9 protein-coding genes are annotated in these 15,298 nt (G+C 73.1%); 5 read left to right on the top strand and 4 right to left on the bottom strand.

Going from position 1 to position 15,298, the window contains the following annotated elements; translation table 11 throughout:
- Positions 1-45: 45 nt before the first annotated feature.
- The 4 genes from AB0E88_RS17435 to AB0E88_RS17420 all read right to left on the bottom strand — a co-directional run bounded on the left by AB0E88_RS17435 (position 46) and on the right by AB0E88_RS17420 (position 6,810).
- The gene (locus tag AB0E88_RS17435) at positions 46-3,873 is read right to left on the bottom strand and encodes a multifunctional oxoglutarate decarboxylase/oxoglutarate dehydrogenase thiamine pyrophosphate-binding subunit/dihydrolipoyllysine-residue succinyltransferase subunit (protein ID WP_361631024.1); all 3,828 of its coding nucleotides are present in this window, start codon (positions 3,871-3,873) and stop codon (positions 46-48) included.
- A 291-nt stretch (positions 3,874-4,164) separates the two neighbouring features.
- Positions 4,165-5,274 (bottom strand): ATP-binding protein, encoded by a 1,110-nt coding sequence (locus AB0E88_RS17430; protein ID WP_361631021.1) that lies wholly within the window; start codon positions 5,272-5,274, stop codon positions 4,165-4,167.
- Complete coding sequence (locus tag AB0E88_RS17425) at positions 5,271-6,008, bottom strand: response regulator transcription factor (RefSeq protein WP_361631018.1); 738 nt, start codon at positions 6,006-6,008, stop codon at positions 5,271-5,273. Before AB0E88_RS17425 ends, AB0E88_RS17430 begins: the two co-directional genes overlap by 4 nt.
- Before the next feature lie 124 nt (positions 6,009-6,132).
- Positions 6,133-6,810, bottom strand: coding sequence for a spermidine synthase (locus AB0E88_RS17420; protein WP_361631015.1), 678 nt, complete (start codon positions 6,808-6,810; stop codon positions 6,133-6,135).
- Positions 6,811-7,078: 268 nt separating this feature from the next.
- On the opposite strand from AB0E88_RS17420, the gene AB0E88_RS17415 reads away from it, so the two are divergent.
- The 5 genes from AB0E88_RS17415 (at position 7,079) to lon (ending at position 15,148) form a co-directional block, all read left to right on the top strand.
- A complete protein-coding gene (locus tag AB0E88_RS17415; RefSeq protein ID WP_361631012.1) occupies positions 7,079-10,639 on the top strand; it encodes an AAA family ATPase in 3,561 nt (1,186 codons plus the stop codon).
- 94 nt (positions 10,640-10,733) lie between these two features.
- Positions 10,734-11,117 carry a hypothetical protein gene (locus AB0E88_RS17410; RefSeq protein ID WP_361631009.1) on the top strand — a complete coding sequence of 128 codons (384 nt, stop codon included), beginning with the start codon at positions 10,734-10,736 and terminating at the stop codon, positions 11,115-11,117.
- The gene (locus tag AB0E88_RS17405) at positions 11,114-11,530 is read left to right on the top strand and encodes a hypothetical protein (protein WP_361631006.1); all 417 of its coding nucleotides are present in this window, start codon (positions 11,114-11,116) and stop codon (positions 11,528-11,530) included. The genes AB0E88_RS17410 and AB0E88_RS17405 overlap by 4 nt, the downstream gene beginning before the upstream one ends.
- 129 nt (positions 11,531-11,659) lie before the next feature.
- Positions 11,660-12,478, top strand: coding sequence for a rhomboid-like protein (locus tag AB0E88_RS17400; RefSeq protein WP_361631003.1), 819 nt, complete (start codon positions 11,660-11,662; stop codon positions 12,476-12,478).
- A gap of 255 nt (positions 12,479-12,733) precedes the next feature.
- Positions 12,734-15,148, top strand: coding sequence for an endopeptidase La (gene lon / locus AB0E88_RS17395; RefSeq protein ID WP_361631000.1), 2,415 nt, complete (start codon positions 12,734-12,736; stop codon positions 15,146-15,148).
- Positions 15,149-15,298: the final 150 nt, after the last annotated feature.

Genomic DNA, 15,298 nt, shown 5'->3' with positions numbered 1-15,298 from the left:
CCTGAGCAGGGGTGCGGCCCGGTCATGTACGACCCGCGGGAGCGGTTACGCCTCGAACACCTCGCGCACGAGCTGCTCCTGCTCGGCCTGGTGCCGCTTGGCGGAACCGACGGCCGGGGACGAGCCGTGCGGACGCGAGATGCGGCGCAGGCGCTCGCCGGCCGGGATGTCCGCGCCGACCGCCAGGTCCAGGTGGTCGATCAGGTTCAGGGCGATGAACGGCCAGGCGCCCTGGTTGGCCGGCTCCTCCTGGGCCCACAGGTACTTCTCGGCGTTCGGGTACTTGGCGATCTCGGCCTGGAGCTCGGCACCCGGCAGCGGGTACAGGCGCTCCAGACGGATGATCGCGGTGTCCGTGACGCCCCGCTTCTTCCGCTCGGCGTCGAGGTCGTAGAAGACCTTGCCGGTGCAGAAGACGACCTTGCGGACCGCGCTCGCCTCGACCGACGAGTCACCGATGACCGGCTGGAACTGGCCGGTGGTGAAGTCCTCCGCCTTCGACGCGGCGGCCTTCAGGCGCAGCATCGACTTCGGCGTGAAGACGACCAGCGGCTTGTGGTGCGGGTTGTGCACCTGCCACCGCAGGAGGTGGAAGTAGTTCGCCGGCGAGGTCGGCATGGCGACCGTCATGTTGTTCTGCGCGCAGAGCTGGAGGAATCGCTCCGGGCGGGCCGAGGAGTGGTCCGGGCCCTGGCCCTCGTAGCCGTGCGGCAGCAGCAGCGTGACGCCGGAGGTCTGGCCCCACTTCTGCTCGGCGGAGGAGATGAACTCGTCCACCACCGTCTGGGCGCCGTTGACGAAGTCGCCGAACTGGGCCTCCCACAGCACGAGCGCGTTCGGGCGGGCCAGCGAGTAGCCGTACTCGAAGCCCATGGCCGCGTACTCGGACAGCAGGGAGTTGTAGACGTTCAGCCGCGCCTGGTCCTCGGAGAGGTACTGCAGCGGCGTGTACTCCTCGCCGGTGCTGCGGTCGATGATGACCGCGTGGCGCTGGCCGAAGGTGCCGCGCTGGGAGTCCTGGCCCGCCAGGCGGACCGGCACACCCTCCAGCAGCAGCGAACCGAACGCCAGGGTCTCGCCCATGCCCCAGTCGATCGTGCCGTCCTCCACCATGGCCGCCCGGCGCTGCAGCTGCGGCTGCAGACGCGGGTGGACGGTGATGTGGTCGGGCACGTTGACCTGGGACTCGGCGATGCGCTTGACGACCTCGGAGGAGATCGCGGTCGGGACCGCCACCGGGAAGCCGTCCTGCGGCTCGGCGGAGTCGCCGCCGGCCGGCTGCGAGGTGGCCTCGCGGACCTCGGTGAAGACCTTCTCCAGCTGGCCCTGGTAGTCCTGCAGCGCCTGCTCGGCCTCTTCCAGGGTGATGTCGCCGCGACCGATGAGGGACTCGGTGTACAGCTTGCGCACCGAGCGCTTCTTGTCGATCAGGTCGTACATCAGCGGCTGGGTGAAGGCCGGGTTGTCCGACTCGTTGTGACCGCGGCGGCGGTAGCAGATGAGGTCGATCACCACGTCCTTGTTGAACGCCTGGCGGAACTCGAACGCCAGCCGCGCGACGCGGACGACGGCCTCGGGGTCGTCGCCGTTCACGTGGAAGATCGGGGCCTCGATCATGCGGGCCACGTCCGTCGCGTACATGGAGGAACGCGAGGACTCGGGGGCCGCGGTGAAGCCGACCTGGTTGTTGATGACGATGTGGACCGTGCCGCCGGTGCGGTAGCCGCGCAGCTGCGACATGTTCAGGGTCTCGGCCACCACGCCCTGGCCCGCGAAGGCCGCGTCGCCGTGGATCGCCACCGGCAGGACGGTGAAGTCCGTGCCGCCCTTGTTGATGATGTCCTGCTTGGCGCGGGCGACGCCCTCCAGGACCGGGTCGACCGCCTCCAGGTGCGAGGGGTTGGCCACGAGCGAGACCTTGATCTGCTCGCCGTCCAGTCCGGTGAAGGTGCCCTCGGCTCCCAGGTGGTACTTCACGTCGCCGGAGCCGTGCATCGACTTCGGGTCGAGGTTGCCCTCGAACTCGCGGAAGATCTGCGCGTACGACTTGCCGACGATGTTGGCCAGGACGTTCAGGCGGCCGCGGTGGGCCATGCCGATGACGACCTCGTCCAGGCGGGACTCGGCGGCGGAGTCGATGACCGCGTCCAGCAGCGGGATGACGGACTCGCCGCCCTCCAGGGAGAAGCGCTTCTGGCCGACGTACTTGGTCTGCAGGAACGTCTCGAAGGCCTCGGCGGCGTTCAGGCGGCGCAGGATCCGCAGCTGCTCCTCGCGCTCCATCTTGGAGTGCGGGCGCTCCACCCGGTCCTGGATCCACTTGCGCTGCTTGGGGTCCTGGATGTGCATGAACTCGATGCCGGTGGTGCGGCAGTACGAGTCGCGCAGCACGCCGAGGATGTCGCGCAGCTTCATCATCGACTTGCCGGCGAAGCCGCCGACGGCGAACTCGCGCTCCAGGTCCCACAGGGTGAGGCCGTGCTCGACGATGTCCAGGTCGGGGTGCTTGCGCTGCTTGTACTCCAGCGGGTCGGTGTCGGCCATGACGTGGCCGCGGACCCGGTAGGAGTGGATCAGCTCGAAGACGCGGGCGGCCTTGGTGACGTCGTCGTCGTGGCTGGCGTCGATGTCCTTGAGCCAGCGGACCGGCTCGTAGGGGATGCGCAGCGCCTCGAAGATGTCGTCGTAGAAGCCGTTCTCGCCGAGCAGCAGGTTCGCGACGATCCGCAGGAACTCGCCGGAGGCGGCGCCCTGGATGACCCGGTGGTCGTAGGTCGACGTGAGCGTCATGACCTTCGAGATGCCGAGCTTGTTCAGGGTGTCCTGGCTGGTGCCCTGGAACTCCGCCGGGTAGTCCATGGAGCCGACGCCCATGATCACCGACTGGCCGGGCATCAGCCGCGGCACGGAGTGGACGGTGCCGAGGCCGCCGGGGTTGGTCAGCGAGACCGTGACACCGGTGAAGTCGTCCATCGTCAGCTTGCCGTCGCGGGCGCGGCGGACGATGTCCTCGTAGGCCTGCCAGAACTCGAAGAAGTTCAGCGTCTCGGCCTTCTTGATCGCCGCGACGACGAGCTGGCGGTCGCCGTTGGGCTTGACCAGGTCGATGGCGAGACCGAGGTTGACGTGCTCCGGCTTGACCAGGGTGGGCTTGCCGTCCTTGAGCTGGTACGACCAGTTCATCGCCGGCATGGCCTTGATGGCCTGCACCATCGCGTACCCGATGAGGTGCGTGAAGGAGATCTTCCCGCCGCGGGCGCGCTTGAGGTGGTTGTTGATGACGATGCGGTTGTCGAAGAGCAGCTTCACCGGGACCGCGCGCACCGAGGTGGCGGTCGGCATCTCCAGCGAGGCGTCCATGTTCTTCGCGACCGCGGCAGACGGACCGCGCAGCGTCACGAGCTCCGGACCGGCCGGGGCCTCCTTGGCGGGCTCCGCCTTGGCCTTCGGCTGAGCGGGCGCCTGTGCGGGACGCGCCGGCTGAGCCTGGGCGGGGGCGGCCTTCGCCGCGGGGGCGGGGGCCTGGGCCGGCGCGGCGGCCGCGGGCTTCGCAGCCGCGGGAGCCGGAGCGGCGCTCGGCGCCGGAGCGGCGGCCTGCGGGGCCGGGGTGGTGGGGGGCGTCGTGGTGGGGGTCTGCGCGGCCCCCGCGGCCGCGCCGCCCGACGCAACCGGGGCTCCTGCCGCCCCCGGCTTGTAGTCGGCGAAGAAGTCCCACCAGGCACGGTCTACCGAATTCGGGTCCTGGAGGTACTGCTGATAGATCTCGTCGACGAGCCACTCATTGGGACCGAACGCGGCAGCGGGGTTCTTTCCCGCTTGGTCCGCGTCCGTCGTGGGTGCGCTCGATGCGTTACTGGGGGACTGTGGCGACACGGCGGCAACCGCCCTCTTCCGCTTCACAAGGTGATGGACAGCGGGAATAAAGGCTACGCCTCCCTGAGGGTGAAGGTCAGGTCGGGCCCGTTCATCGTCGCGTAAGTCACATCTCAGCCCGTGTTTCGGGGCTTGAAATGGCGGGAAACAAGCGTGGTTCCGGTGTGAAAGACGCGTGCCGGGGTACGGCGACGGGGGCCCGACACGCTCGGCGTGCGGGCCTGTGCCTGATCACACGTGTCCGTCGGCGCGGACGCTCGTGGATCTTGAGGCTCCGCTTCGAACCCTACGTCAACTTTGAACGGTTGACTCTCCCGGAAGAGTGACAAGAATCCGGCAACCTCGCTCGGATTCGGCCACCCCGATGCGGCCCCCGTGCAGGTCCACGGCCCAGCGCGCGATCGCCAGGCCCAGCCCCGTGCCGCCGTCGCTGCCGGGACCGTGCGGCCGCGTGACCACACCCCGGTTGAACCGCTCGAAGACGCGGTGCCACTCCGACTTAGGAATGCCGGGCCCCTCGTCCAGGACCTCCAGCTCCAGCGAGCCGGGTGTCTTCCCGCTCCGCGCCTTGACCGTGACCCGGCCGTGCGGCGGGCTGTGCTTGACCGCGTTGTCGATGAGGTTCGCCACGACCTGGTGGATGCGCTCCGGGTCGGCGTGCGCGGTCAGGTCGCTCGGGAAGACGTCCAGGTGCAGATGGACGTCGGCACGGGTGTGGCTGCCGGAGCCGGAGGCGATGCCCGCGCGCGCCGAGGCGACCATGTTGGCCTCCTTCAGCACCCCGGACAGGTACGGCCACACCTCGAAGCGACGTTTCTTCAGCGGTACGACGCCGTTGTCCAGCCGGGACAGGTCCAGCAGCGTCTCCACCAGCCGCCCCAGCCGCTCGGTCTGCTTCAGCGCCGTGCGCATGGTCTCGGGATCGGCCTCGGTGACGCCGTCGACGATGTTCTCCAGCACCGCCCGCAGGCCGGCGATGGGGGTGCGCAGCTCGTGGGAGACGTTCGCCACCAGCTCCTTGCGCTGGCGGTCCTGTGCCTCCAGCTCGTCCGCCATCACGTTGATCGTCTGGGCCAGGTCGCCCAGCTCGTCCCGGCGGCTCTCGCGCACCCGGCGTGTGTAGTCGCCCTGCGAGATGGACCGGGCCACGGTGTTCATCTCGTCCAGCGGCGCGGTCAGCGAGTGCGCCACGAACTGGGTGATCAGCAGCGTGGCGATCATGGAGAAGACGGTGATGAAGCGCAGCTCCGTGCGGGTGCGCATGGCGATCATCATCAGGCCCGTGGTGATCAGCACCGCGATGACGACCAGCGCACCCAGCTTGGTCTTGATCGAGAACGGGCGAACGCCGCCCCAGGGTTCCCCGGGACGGCGTCGTGCGGCCGGCCGCCCGTCGCTCATGGCGTCGGCGTCTCCAGCGCGTAGCCCACACCGTGCACGGTGCGGATCCGCTCGGCGCCGATCTTCCGGCGCAGCGCCTTGATGTGGCTGTCGACCGTGCGGGTGCCCGAGGCGTCCGCCCAGTCCCACACCTCCGCCAGCAGCTGCTCACGGGAGAGCACGGCACGCGGGGTGTTCGCCAGGCACACCAGAAGGTCGAACTCGGTGGGCGTCAGATGCACGTCCTCCGACTTCACCCGGACCCGGCGCTGCGCGTGGTCGATCTCCAGCTCGCCCAGGCGCATCACACCGCTGCGCGGAGTGGCGGCGGCCAGCGCGGCCCGCTCCACCCGGCGCAGCAGCACGTGCACGCGGGCGGCCAGTTCCCGCATCGAGAACGGCTTGGTCATGTAGTCGTCGGCCCCGACGCCCAGCCCGACCAGCATGTCGGTCTCGTCGTCGCGGGCGGTGAGCATCAGCACCGGAACCGGCCGCTGTGCCTGCACCCGCCGGCAGACCTCGAGCCCGTCGAAGCCGGGCAGCATGATGTCGAGGATCAGCAGATCGGGCTGCCAGGCCTCGGCGGTGTCGACGGCCGCCGGGCCGTCACCCGCGGTTTGCACGAGGAATCCCTCGGTGCGCAGGCGGGCCGCGATGGCGTCGACGATCGTCGGATCGTCCTCGACGACCAGGACCCGCCGCTGCGCGCCGGGGGTCGCCGTCGTGCCGCTCTGGGAGGTGTGTGTCTGCTCCATCGCCCGCCCCTGAAGTGTGCTTTCCGGAATCAGTGGGGTGATCCCTTGGTCTGCGCGTGACTGCGATTGACGCTTGAATGATCCGCGTCAGGGAAGCAGCGTACGGGGAGTCACCACGGCTTTGCTATTCAGGTCGGATCCCGAGGTGCACGACGTCGGGAACGCCTCGGGCAACGGGGATCTCTTCCGTACGCACCTGCTGGAACCCGACATTCCCCAAGGTTTCTTCGAATTCCGGAGACGGCTGGGCGGACCACACCGCCAGCACTCCGCCGGGCCTCAACGCCCTTGCGCAGCTTGCCAGTCCGGCCGGTGAGTACAGCCCGTCGTTGCCGTCCGTGACGGTCCAGCCGGGCCCGTTGTCGATGTCCAGGCACAGGGCGTCGAACGTGGCGGATGTCTCATTGACGTAGTCCACCAGGTCGTCGTGGACGATCTCGGTGCGCGGATCGGCCAGTGCGGCACGGGAGAGTTCGCCGAGCGGACCGTCGCGATGCCAGTCGACGACGGCCGATTCCCTCTCCACCACGGTGATGCGGCCCCACCGCGAATTCGCAGCCGCATGGGCCAGCGAGAAGCCGACGCCCAGCCCGCCGATCAGCACGTGCGGCGCGGGGCGGTCGCAGAGGGCTTCCAGCGCGGCGTCGACCAGCAGCCGCTCGCTGCGGCCGTCGGAGGTGTCCATCAGAAAGCATCCGTTGGCGATGATCTGCAGCAGCTCGCCGTGCCGCCGCAGCACGACCTCGCCGTAGGGACCCTCGCGGCGGTCCAGGACCTCAGGACTGTCGTACGTCGTGGACATGGACCCCATCCTGCATGAACGTGGCTTTGCGGTAACCGGAATTACCGGTGCGCGTTCGGCGCCCCGCGCGGCGCTCCCTGGGCAACGCCCCGCACGGCGCGCACGTACGGCGCCCGGCGGCGCGCCAGGTACAGCCCCGCGCGGCGCTCCCGGTACACCCCCGGCGCCGGCCCGGGCCAGGGCCGCGACCGGGCCGCGCTCGCGGCGGGCGCGGGGGCGCGCCTACGCTCGGAAGCGGGTGGGGGCGGTGCGGCGAAGGGCTGTGACCGTGGTCGCGGAATACCCGTTCGTGGGACGCGCGGACGTGCTGTTCGAGCTGCGCCGCGCGCTGGAGAGGGCCGCGGCCGGACATGGCGCGCTCGTCACGCTGACCGGGGCGGCCGGCGCGGGCAAGACCCGTACCGCCGAGGAGGCCGCCGCCCGGGCGGACGGCGTGCGCACCCTGTGGAGCTGGTGCCCGCCGGACACCGCCACGACCGCCTTCCGCCCCTGGGCGCGGCTGTTGCGCCCGCTCGTCGCGGCCGACGTGCGGTGCGGGAGGCTGGCCGCGGCCTCCCCGCCCCTGCGGGCCCTGCTGTCCGGCGCCACGGCCGACGCGCTGCACGGCGCGGACCCCGAGACGGCGCGGCTGCGGCTCACCGGAGACGTCGCGGAGCTGCTGACCACGGCCGCCGCCCGGCGCCCCCTGCTGCTGGTCCTCGACGACGTGCACGCCGCCGACGCCTCCTCGCTGCGCCTGCTGCTGGAGAGCGCCGACACCGCCCGCTGCGCGCCCGTGCTGCTGCTCGCCACCGCCCGCGACGACGACACCGCCTGGCGCGACCGGGCCTGGGCCCGCGCCCAGCTGCTGCGCCGCGGACGCACCCTGCCGCTGGGCCCCCTGCCGCACGAGGACGTCGCCGCGCTGGTGGCGGCGGCCACCGGCACGGCCGCGGACCCCGGCGCCGTGCGCGCCCTGGTACGGCGCACCGGCGGGGACGCCTTCTTCGTCACGGAGCTGCTGCGGGCAGGCGGCTGGGACGCGCCGGCGGCGGGGACGCCGGCAGGTGGGGTGCCCGGGGGCTCCTCCGTCGCCGTACGGGCCGCGGTCACCGCGCGGCTCGCCGAGCTCACGCCGCCTGCCGCGCGGCTGCTGGCCGTCGCGTCCGTCCTCGGCACCCGCTTCCGGCTGGACGCGCTGGCCGAGACCGCGGGAGTGCCGCCGGACGAGGTGCGGGCGCTGCTCGCCGAGACCGCCGGCGCGGGTCTGACCACCGACCCCGACGCCGGCAGCGGCGCCTTCCGCCACGACCTGCTCCGCGGGGCCGTCCACGACACCGTCGCGCCCGGCGAGCGCGCAGCCCTGCACCGCACCGCCGCGGCCGTCCTGGCCGGCCACGCCCGCCGCGGCCGCGACACCGCCCCCGCCGAGGTCGCCCACCACCTGCTGCGCGCCGGCCCCGGCCACGAGGCTCAGGCCGCCGCCTACGCCCACCAGGCGGCCCGGCAGGCGGAGCGCCTCTACGCCTACGAGGACGCGGTGCGCTGGTACGAGCGGGCCGCGCAGTGCCTGACGGAGGCGGGCACGGGCGGCGGCGCCGCGCACACCGGGGACGGCGGGGCCGGTGGGGACGCCGGGTTCGGCCGTGTCGTTGGGGACGGCGTCGTTGGGGACGGCGTGGGCGGCGGGGACGGCGTCGGTGGGGACGGCGTGGTCGGCGTGGTCGGTGGGGACGGTGTCGCGCTCGTCGACGTGCTGATCGGCCTCGGAGCCGCCCGGTTCGGGGCCGGGCAGTGGGAGACGGCACGGGACGCGCTGCTGCGGGCCGCCCGGCTCGCCCGGGAGGCCGGCCGGCCCGACCTGCTCGCCCGCGCCGCCCTCGGTCTGGGCACCGGCCCCGTCGGTTTCGAGATCGACCTCACCGACCGGGAGCAGCTGGACCTGCTCACCGAGGCCCGCGCCGCCCTCGCCGCCGACCCCGCCCCCAGCGCGCTGCGCGCCGCCGTGACCGCCCGCCTGTCCCTCGCCTCGGCCCTGGTGGAACCGGAGGCGCGGCGCCTCGCCCGCGCCGAGGAAGCGGTCCGCGAGGCCCGTGCGGCGGGGGACCCGGCGACCCTCGGAGCGGCGCTCGCCGCCCTGTGCGACGCCCGCCCGGGGCCCGACCACTGCCGCGAGCGGATGGCACTGGCCGCCGAGATCGTCGGCGTCGCCCGCGCCCTCCCCGACCCGGTCCTGGAACTGCTCGGCCACCGGCACCGGCTGCTCGCCCTGCTGGAGACCGGCGCGTTCGCCGACGCGGACACGGAGGCCCTCGCCTACGAGACGGCCGTACGACCGCTGCGGCGGCCCCTGTACACCTGGTACGTGCCGCTGTGGCGCGGGGCGCGGGCCCTGCTGGAGGGCCGGTACGACGACTGCGCGGCCGCCCTGGAGGAGACCGAGGCCGTCGGCCGGGCGGCCGGCAGCTCCAACGCCGCGCTGCTGGCCGGCACCCAGCGTTGGTGCCTGTACACCGAGACCGGCGACCGGGAGGCGGTCGAGCGGCTCGTCGCGGACATGCCGCCGCTGGACCGGCTGCCCGGACTGTGGCCCCGCGTCTCGCTGGCGCTGCTCGCGGCGCAGGCAGGGCGCCTGGAGGAGGCCGCGCGCCGGCTGTCGGCGGTGGCGCCCCGGCTCGGCGGTGCCGCCCGCGACAGCGAGTGGCTGCCCATGCTGGCCCAGGCCGCGGAGACGGTGGGCCACCTGGGCACGCATCCGGCGGCGGCCCGGCTCCACGCCCTGCTCGGCCCCTGCGCGGGCCTGTGGGTCGTGGAGGGCATCGGCGCGGCGGTACGCGGCCCGGTCGACCGCCACCTGGCGCTGCTCGCCACCGCCCTGGGCGACCTGGCCGCGGCCCGGCTCCACCACGACCGCGCCCTGTCGTCGGCCCGCGCCGCCGGCGCCGTGGGCCTGGCGGACCGGATCGCCCAGGAGGCACCCCCGGCCCGGGCCGGACACCCCGCGCCGCGGCCGACGACGGGGGCGCGGCGGTCCGGGGCCGACACGGACACGGCGACGGAGGAGCTACGGGCCCGAGAGGGAGGTCCTGCGGTGCCGCCGACGCAGGCGGGGCAGCCGGCCGCCGGGCGCGGAGCGGATGCGGACACGGGGGCGGTGCCGGCTCCGGCCCGGGAGAGAGGTGCCGCGGTGCCGCCCCCGCAGGCGGGGCAGCCGGTCGCCGGGCGCGGGGCCGACGCGGACACGGGGGCGCCGCCCCCGGACGCCGCCGGCCGCCCGGGCCCCGACGGCGGCCCGGCGTCCTTCGTCAGGGAAGGCCCGCTCTGGTATCTCCGGTACGCCGGGCACGATGCGCGGGTGGCCGACTGCAAGGGGCTGCGGGACATCGCCGTGCTGCTCGCCCGGCCCGGAACGCCCGTCCCGGCCGTCGAGCTGGCCACGCCCGCGGGTCCGCGCCGCGGCGGCGCCCCCGACGGCCTCCACCCCGAGGGCGACACCGGCGAGATCGTCGACGCGGCCGCCCGGGCCGCCTACCGGCGCAGGCTGCGTGAGCTGGAGGCCGAGGCCGAGGAGGCGGACGCCGCCGGGGATGCCGGATGGTCGCAGCGGGTCGCCGTCGAGCGGGACGCTCTCGTCGGGCAGTTGTCGGCCGCGTACGGCATCGGCGGCCGCGTCCGCCGCTCCGGTTCGCCCGCCGAGCGCGCCAGGACCGCCGTGACCGCGCGCATCCACGCCGCCGTGCGCCGGGTGGCCGCCGTCCACCCCGAGCTGGGGCGCCATCTGGCAAGCGCCGTGCGCACCGGCACCCTGTGCGTCTACCAGCCCGAGAACGCCCCCGCCTGGCGACTGTGAGGCCGCGTCGCACACCGTGCCGGCCGATCTCACGCCTGCTCGGTGACGACGTCGTACGACAAGACGTACGGCGGTGATCCGAAGGCGGGACACCATGCCACGCACCACCAAGGCCGAGGCCGTACTCCGCGTCGACGAACCGGTCATCGAGGGCCGGTACGCCGAGGTCGGCCCGTACACCGTCGGCTACGAGACGATGAAGCAGGATCTCGACCCGGCTCCGCTGTTCCGCGGGCTGCCCGGCGACCGCTGCCCGTGCCCGCACTGGGGCCAGGTCCTCACCGGCAAGGTCGTCTTCCGGTACGCCGACCACGACGAGGTGTTCCACGCGGGCGACGCCTACTACGGCGCTCCCGGCCACCTCCCGCTGCTCTTCGCCGGTACCGAGACCGTCGAGTTCAGCCCCACCGCCGAGCTGGCACGCACCATGGAGGTCGTCGGCCGCAACCTCGCACAGGCGACCCGGGTGACGTCATGAGTGCCGCGCCCGGCCCGGCACGCGCCAAGGAACTCGCCGATCTCTTCGTGCGCTTCCTGCGGACCAACACCGCACCCGAGGGCCTGTTCACCGATGACGTCCTGCTCGACCTGAGCCTGCCGCAGTGGCGGTTGCAGACCCGTGGCCGTGAGGAGCTGGTCGCCGCCCGCCGCCGCAGCCACCCCTTCCTCGGCACCGTCCCGCGTCACCGCGTCGACACCACCCCGACCGGGCTCGTCCTGGAGTTCGAGGAGCAGTGGGAGGACGAACAGGGCCGCTGGTACTGCCGTGAGTTGATGCGCGCCGACGTCCGCGACGGCGCGATCAGCGAGGCGTCCGTGTACTGCACCGGCGACTGGTCGCCGGCCACACAGGCCGCCCATGCCCGGGAGGTGACGCTGCTGCGCCCGTGAAGCGCCGCGGTCGGCGGACGCGTAAGAACGTTGAGAGGTTGCTGAGAATCCGGTCACGCGTGGCGTGGATCACAGACAGTGGGCAGGCGGAACCCGAAAGGTGGGCGGTGACGGAAGGAGCGCCTCACCGTGGAACGCACTGCGAGGATCGACACTGCACCCGCCGACGCGCCCCTTCCGGACGGTCTGCCGGACCTCGCGCACCTGCTGGACGGCATGCCCGGCCAGTCCCGGCGCCAGGACCCGCAGGCACGCGTCGCACCGCCGGCCGCTGCCGCCGAGGCCGCGCCGGCCGCCCAGGACCGGCTGCGACCGGTACGCCCCTGGCGGCTGCTGCCCACTCGGTTGCTGCCCACTCCGCGGGCGACCCCCTTCACCTTCGCCTACGCCGTCGTCCTCGCCGTCACCTCGCTCGTCGCCACGTACGCCGACCCCGCCGTCGTGCAGGCGCTGCAGCAGGGATCCAGTACGGATGTGGCGCACCTGGTGCGCCACCCCGTGCTGGTGCTCGTCGGCAGTGCGCTGTGGATCGCCGGCGGGGTGCTCTCGCCGTACACGCTGGGCTTTCTGCTCGTCCTGACCGCGCTGGAGCGGCGCGTGGGCGGTCTGCGCGCGGCCGGGGTCTTCCTGTGCGGGCACGTGCTGGCGACGCTGGCCACCGAGGTGCCGGTCGGCGTCGCGGTGGCCACCGGTCAGCTGCCGGACACCTCGCTGCACCGCCTCGACTACGGCATCAGTTTCGGTGTCGCCGCCGGTGTGGGCGCGCTGGCCGGGCTGCTGACGCCCTGGCTGCGCTGGCCCCTGCTGGCCTGGGTCGCGCTGATCGTCGGCCAGGACCTGCTGTCCTCCTACGACCCGCTCACCAGCTGGGGTCACGCGATAGCGCTGACCATCGGCATCGCCACATGGCCCCGCCTGCGCCGCGCGGTGAGCCGCACCCGGCACTGACGGCCCGCTGATCACCCCCGCTCCCCGGTGACCACTCCGGGGCCCCGGGGGTCGCCCCCCCGGGGGGCGACCCGCCCACCTGGGGGATCACCCCGCCCCCGGGGGACCACCCCGCTCCCGGCGATCACCCCAGCCCCGGGGCCCGTGAGCCCGCATCACTCCTTGATCGCTCACAGCGAACACCTGTCTGGGAACATCCCGCGGCGCCCAAGCATTGAGTCGATACAACTCAACTTGACTGCCGAAAGGGAGATCATGGCTTCGACGTCCGCATCGCTCACCCTCCCTGTGCTGCCGCTCGACGACGAGGTCGTGCTGCCCGGGATGGTGGTTCCGCTGGACCTGAGCGACTCCGAGGTGCGCGCCGCGGTGGAGGCCGCGCAGGCCGCCGCCGGCTCCCAGGCCGGAAAGCCCAGGGTCCTGCTCGTGCCACGCATCGACGGGACCTACGCGAGCACCGGTGTCCTCGGCACCGTCGAGCAGGTCGGCCGGCTGGCCGACGGCGACCCCGGTGCCCTGATCCGCGGCCGCGGCCGCGTCCGGATCGGCGCCGGCACCACAGGCCCCGGTGCGGCGCTGTGGGTCGAGGGCACGCAGCTCGACGAGACGCAGCCGGACCCCGTGCCGGGCCACGTCCAGGAACTGGTCAAGGAGTACAAGGCGCTCGCCACCTCCTGGCTGAAGAAGCGCGGCGCCTGGCAGGTCGTCGACCGCGTCCAGGCCATCGACGACGTCTCCGCGCTCGCCGACAACTCCGGCTACTCACCCTTCCTCACCACCGCGCAGAAGGTGGAACTGCTCGAGACCGCCGACCCGGTCGCCCGTCTCAAGCTCGCCACCCAGCAGCTGCGCGACCACCTCGCCGAGCAGGACGTCGCCGAGACCATCGCCAAGGACGTCCAGGAAGGCGTCGACAAGCAGCAGCGCGAGTTCCTGCTGCGCCGCCAGCTCGAGGCCGTCCGCAAGGAACTGCGCGAGCTGAACGGCGAGACCGAGGGCGAGGAGTCCGACGACTACCGCGCCCGCGTCGAGGCCGCCGACCTCCCCGAGAAGGTCCGCGAGGCCGCACTCAAGGAGGTCGACAAGCTGGAGCGCGCCTCCGACGCCTCGCCCGAGGGCTCCTGGATCCGCACCTGGCTCGACACGGTCCTCGAGATGCCGTGGAACGAGCGCACCGAGGACGCCTACGACATCCAGGGCGCCAAGGCGATCCTGGACGCCGAGCACGCCGGACTCACCGACGTCAAGGAACGCATCACCGAGTACCTGGCCGTGCGCAAGCGCCGCGCCGACCGCGGCCTGGGCGTCGTCGGCGGCCGCCGCGGCGGTGCCGTGCTGGCCCTGGTAGGACCGCCCGGCGTGGGAAAGACGAGCCTCGGCGAGTCCGTGGCCCACGCGATGGGCCGCAAGTTCGTCCGCGTCGCCCTCGGCGGTGTGCGCGACGAGGCCGAGATCCGCGGTCACCGCCGTACCTACGTCGGCGCGCTGCCCGGCCGGATCGTGCGGGCCGTCAAGGAGGCCGGCTCCATGAACCCGGTCGTCCTGCTCGACGAGATCGACAAGGTCGGCTCCGACTTCCGGGGCGACCCGGCGGCGGCCCTGCTCGAGGTCCTCGACCCGGCGCAGAACCACACGTTCCGCGACCACTACCTGGAGGTCGAGCTCGACCTGTCCGACGTCGTCTTCCTCGCCACCGCCAACGTCCTGGAAGCCATCCCCGAGGCGCTCGCGGACCGCATGGACATCGTCCGTCTCGACGGCTACACCGAGGACGAGAAGGTCGTCATCGCCCGCGACCACCTGCTGCCGCGGCAGCTGGAGCGGTCCGGGCTGAGCAAGGACGAGGTCACCCTCGACGAGGCCGCCCTGCGCAAGCTGGCCGGCGAGTACACCCGTGAGGCCGGGGTGCGCACCCTGGAGCGTTCCATCGCCCGTCTGTTGCGCAAGGTCGCGGCCCAGCACGAACTGGGGGAGCGCGAGCTGCCGTTCACGGTCACCGCGGACGCTCTGCGCGACCTGATCGGCCGCCCGCACCACGTGCCCGAGTCCGCCCAGGACCCGGCCGAGCGCCGCACCGCCGTCCCCGGTGTGGCGACCGGCCTCGCGGTCACCGGCGCCGGCGGCGACGTCCTCTATGTCGAGGCGTCCCTGGCCGACCCGGAGACCGGCGCCGCCGGACTGACCCTCACCGGTCAGCTCGGTGACGTGATGAAGGAGTCCGCGCAGATCGCGCTGAGCTTCCTGCGCAGCCACGGTGCCGAACTGGAACTGCCGGTGGGCGATCTGAAGGACCGGGGCGTGCACATCCACTTCCCGGCGGGCGCGGTCCCCAAGGACGGCCCGAGCGCCGGCATCACGATGACGACGGCCCTGGCGTCCCTGCTCTCCGGGCGTCTGGTCCGCACCGACGTGGCGATGACGGGCGAGGTGTCGCTGACCGGCCGGGTGCTGCCCATCGGCGGCGTGAAGCAGAAGCTGCTCGCCGCCCACCGCGCCGGGGTGACCACGGTGATCATCCCCAAGCGCAACGAGCCCGACCTGGACGACGTCCCGGCCGAGGTGCTGGACACGCTGGACGTGCACGCCGTGACCGACGTCCGGCAGGTCCTGGAGCTGGCGCTCGCGCCCGCCACGAGCGAGGCGGCGCCGGAGGTTCCGGTCGCGGCGTAGGGAGTCCTCCCAGGCGTCGAGCACTGGGGGAGGACGCGACCGCTCGGACGCCGGCCGCGCGGTGACGGACGCGACCGGACGAGGGAAGGCCCGGGCCCCGTGAGGGAGGCCCGGGCCCGACCCGTACCCGGCCGCCGTCGCCGGCACGCA

The sequence above is a fragment of the Streptomyces sp. NPDC028635 genome (assembly GCF_040637635.1).
Lineage (GTDB): Bacteria > Actinomycetota > Actinomycetes > Streptomycetales > Streptomycetaceae > Streptomyces.
Note: the sequence above shows the minus strand (reverse complement) of the source record. Positions and strands in the feature narration are given on the sequence as shown.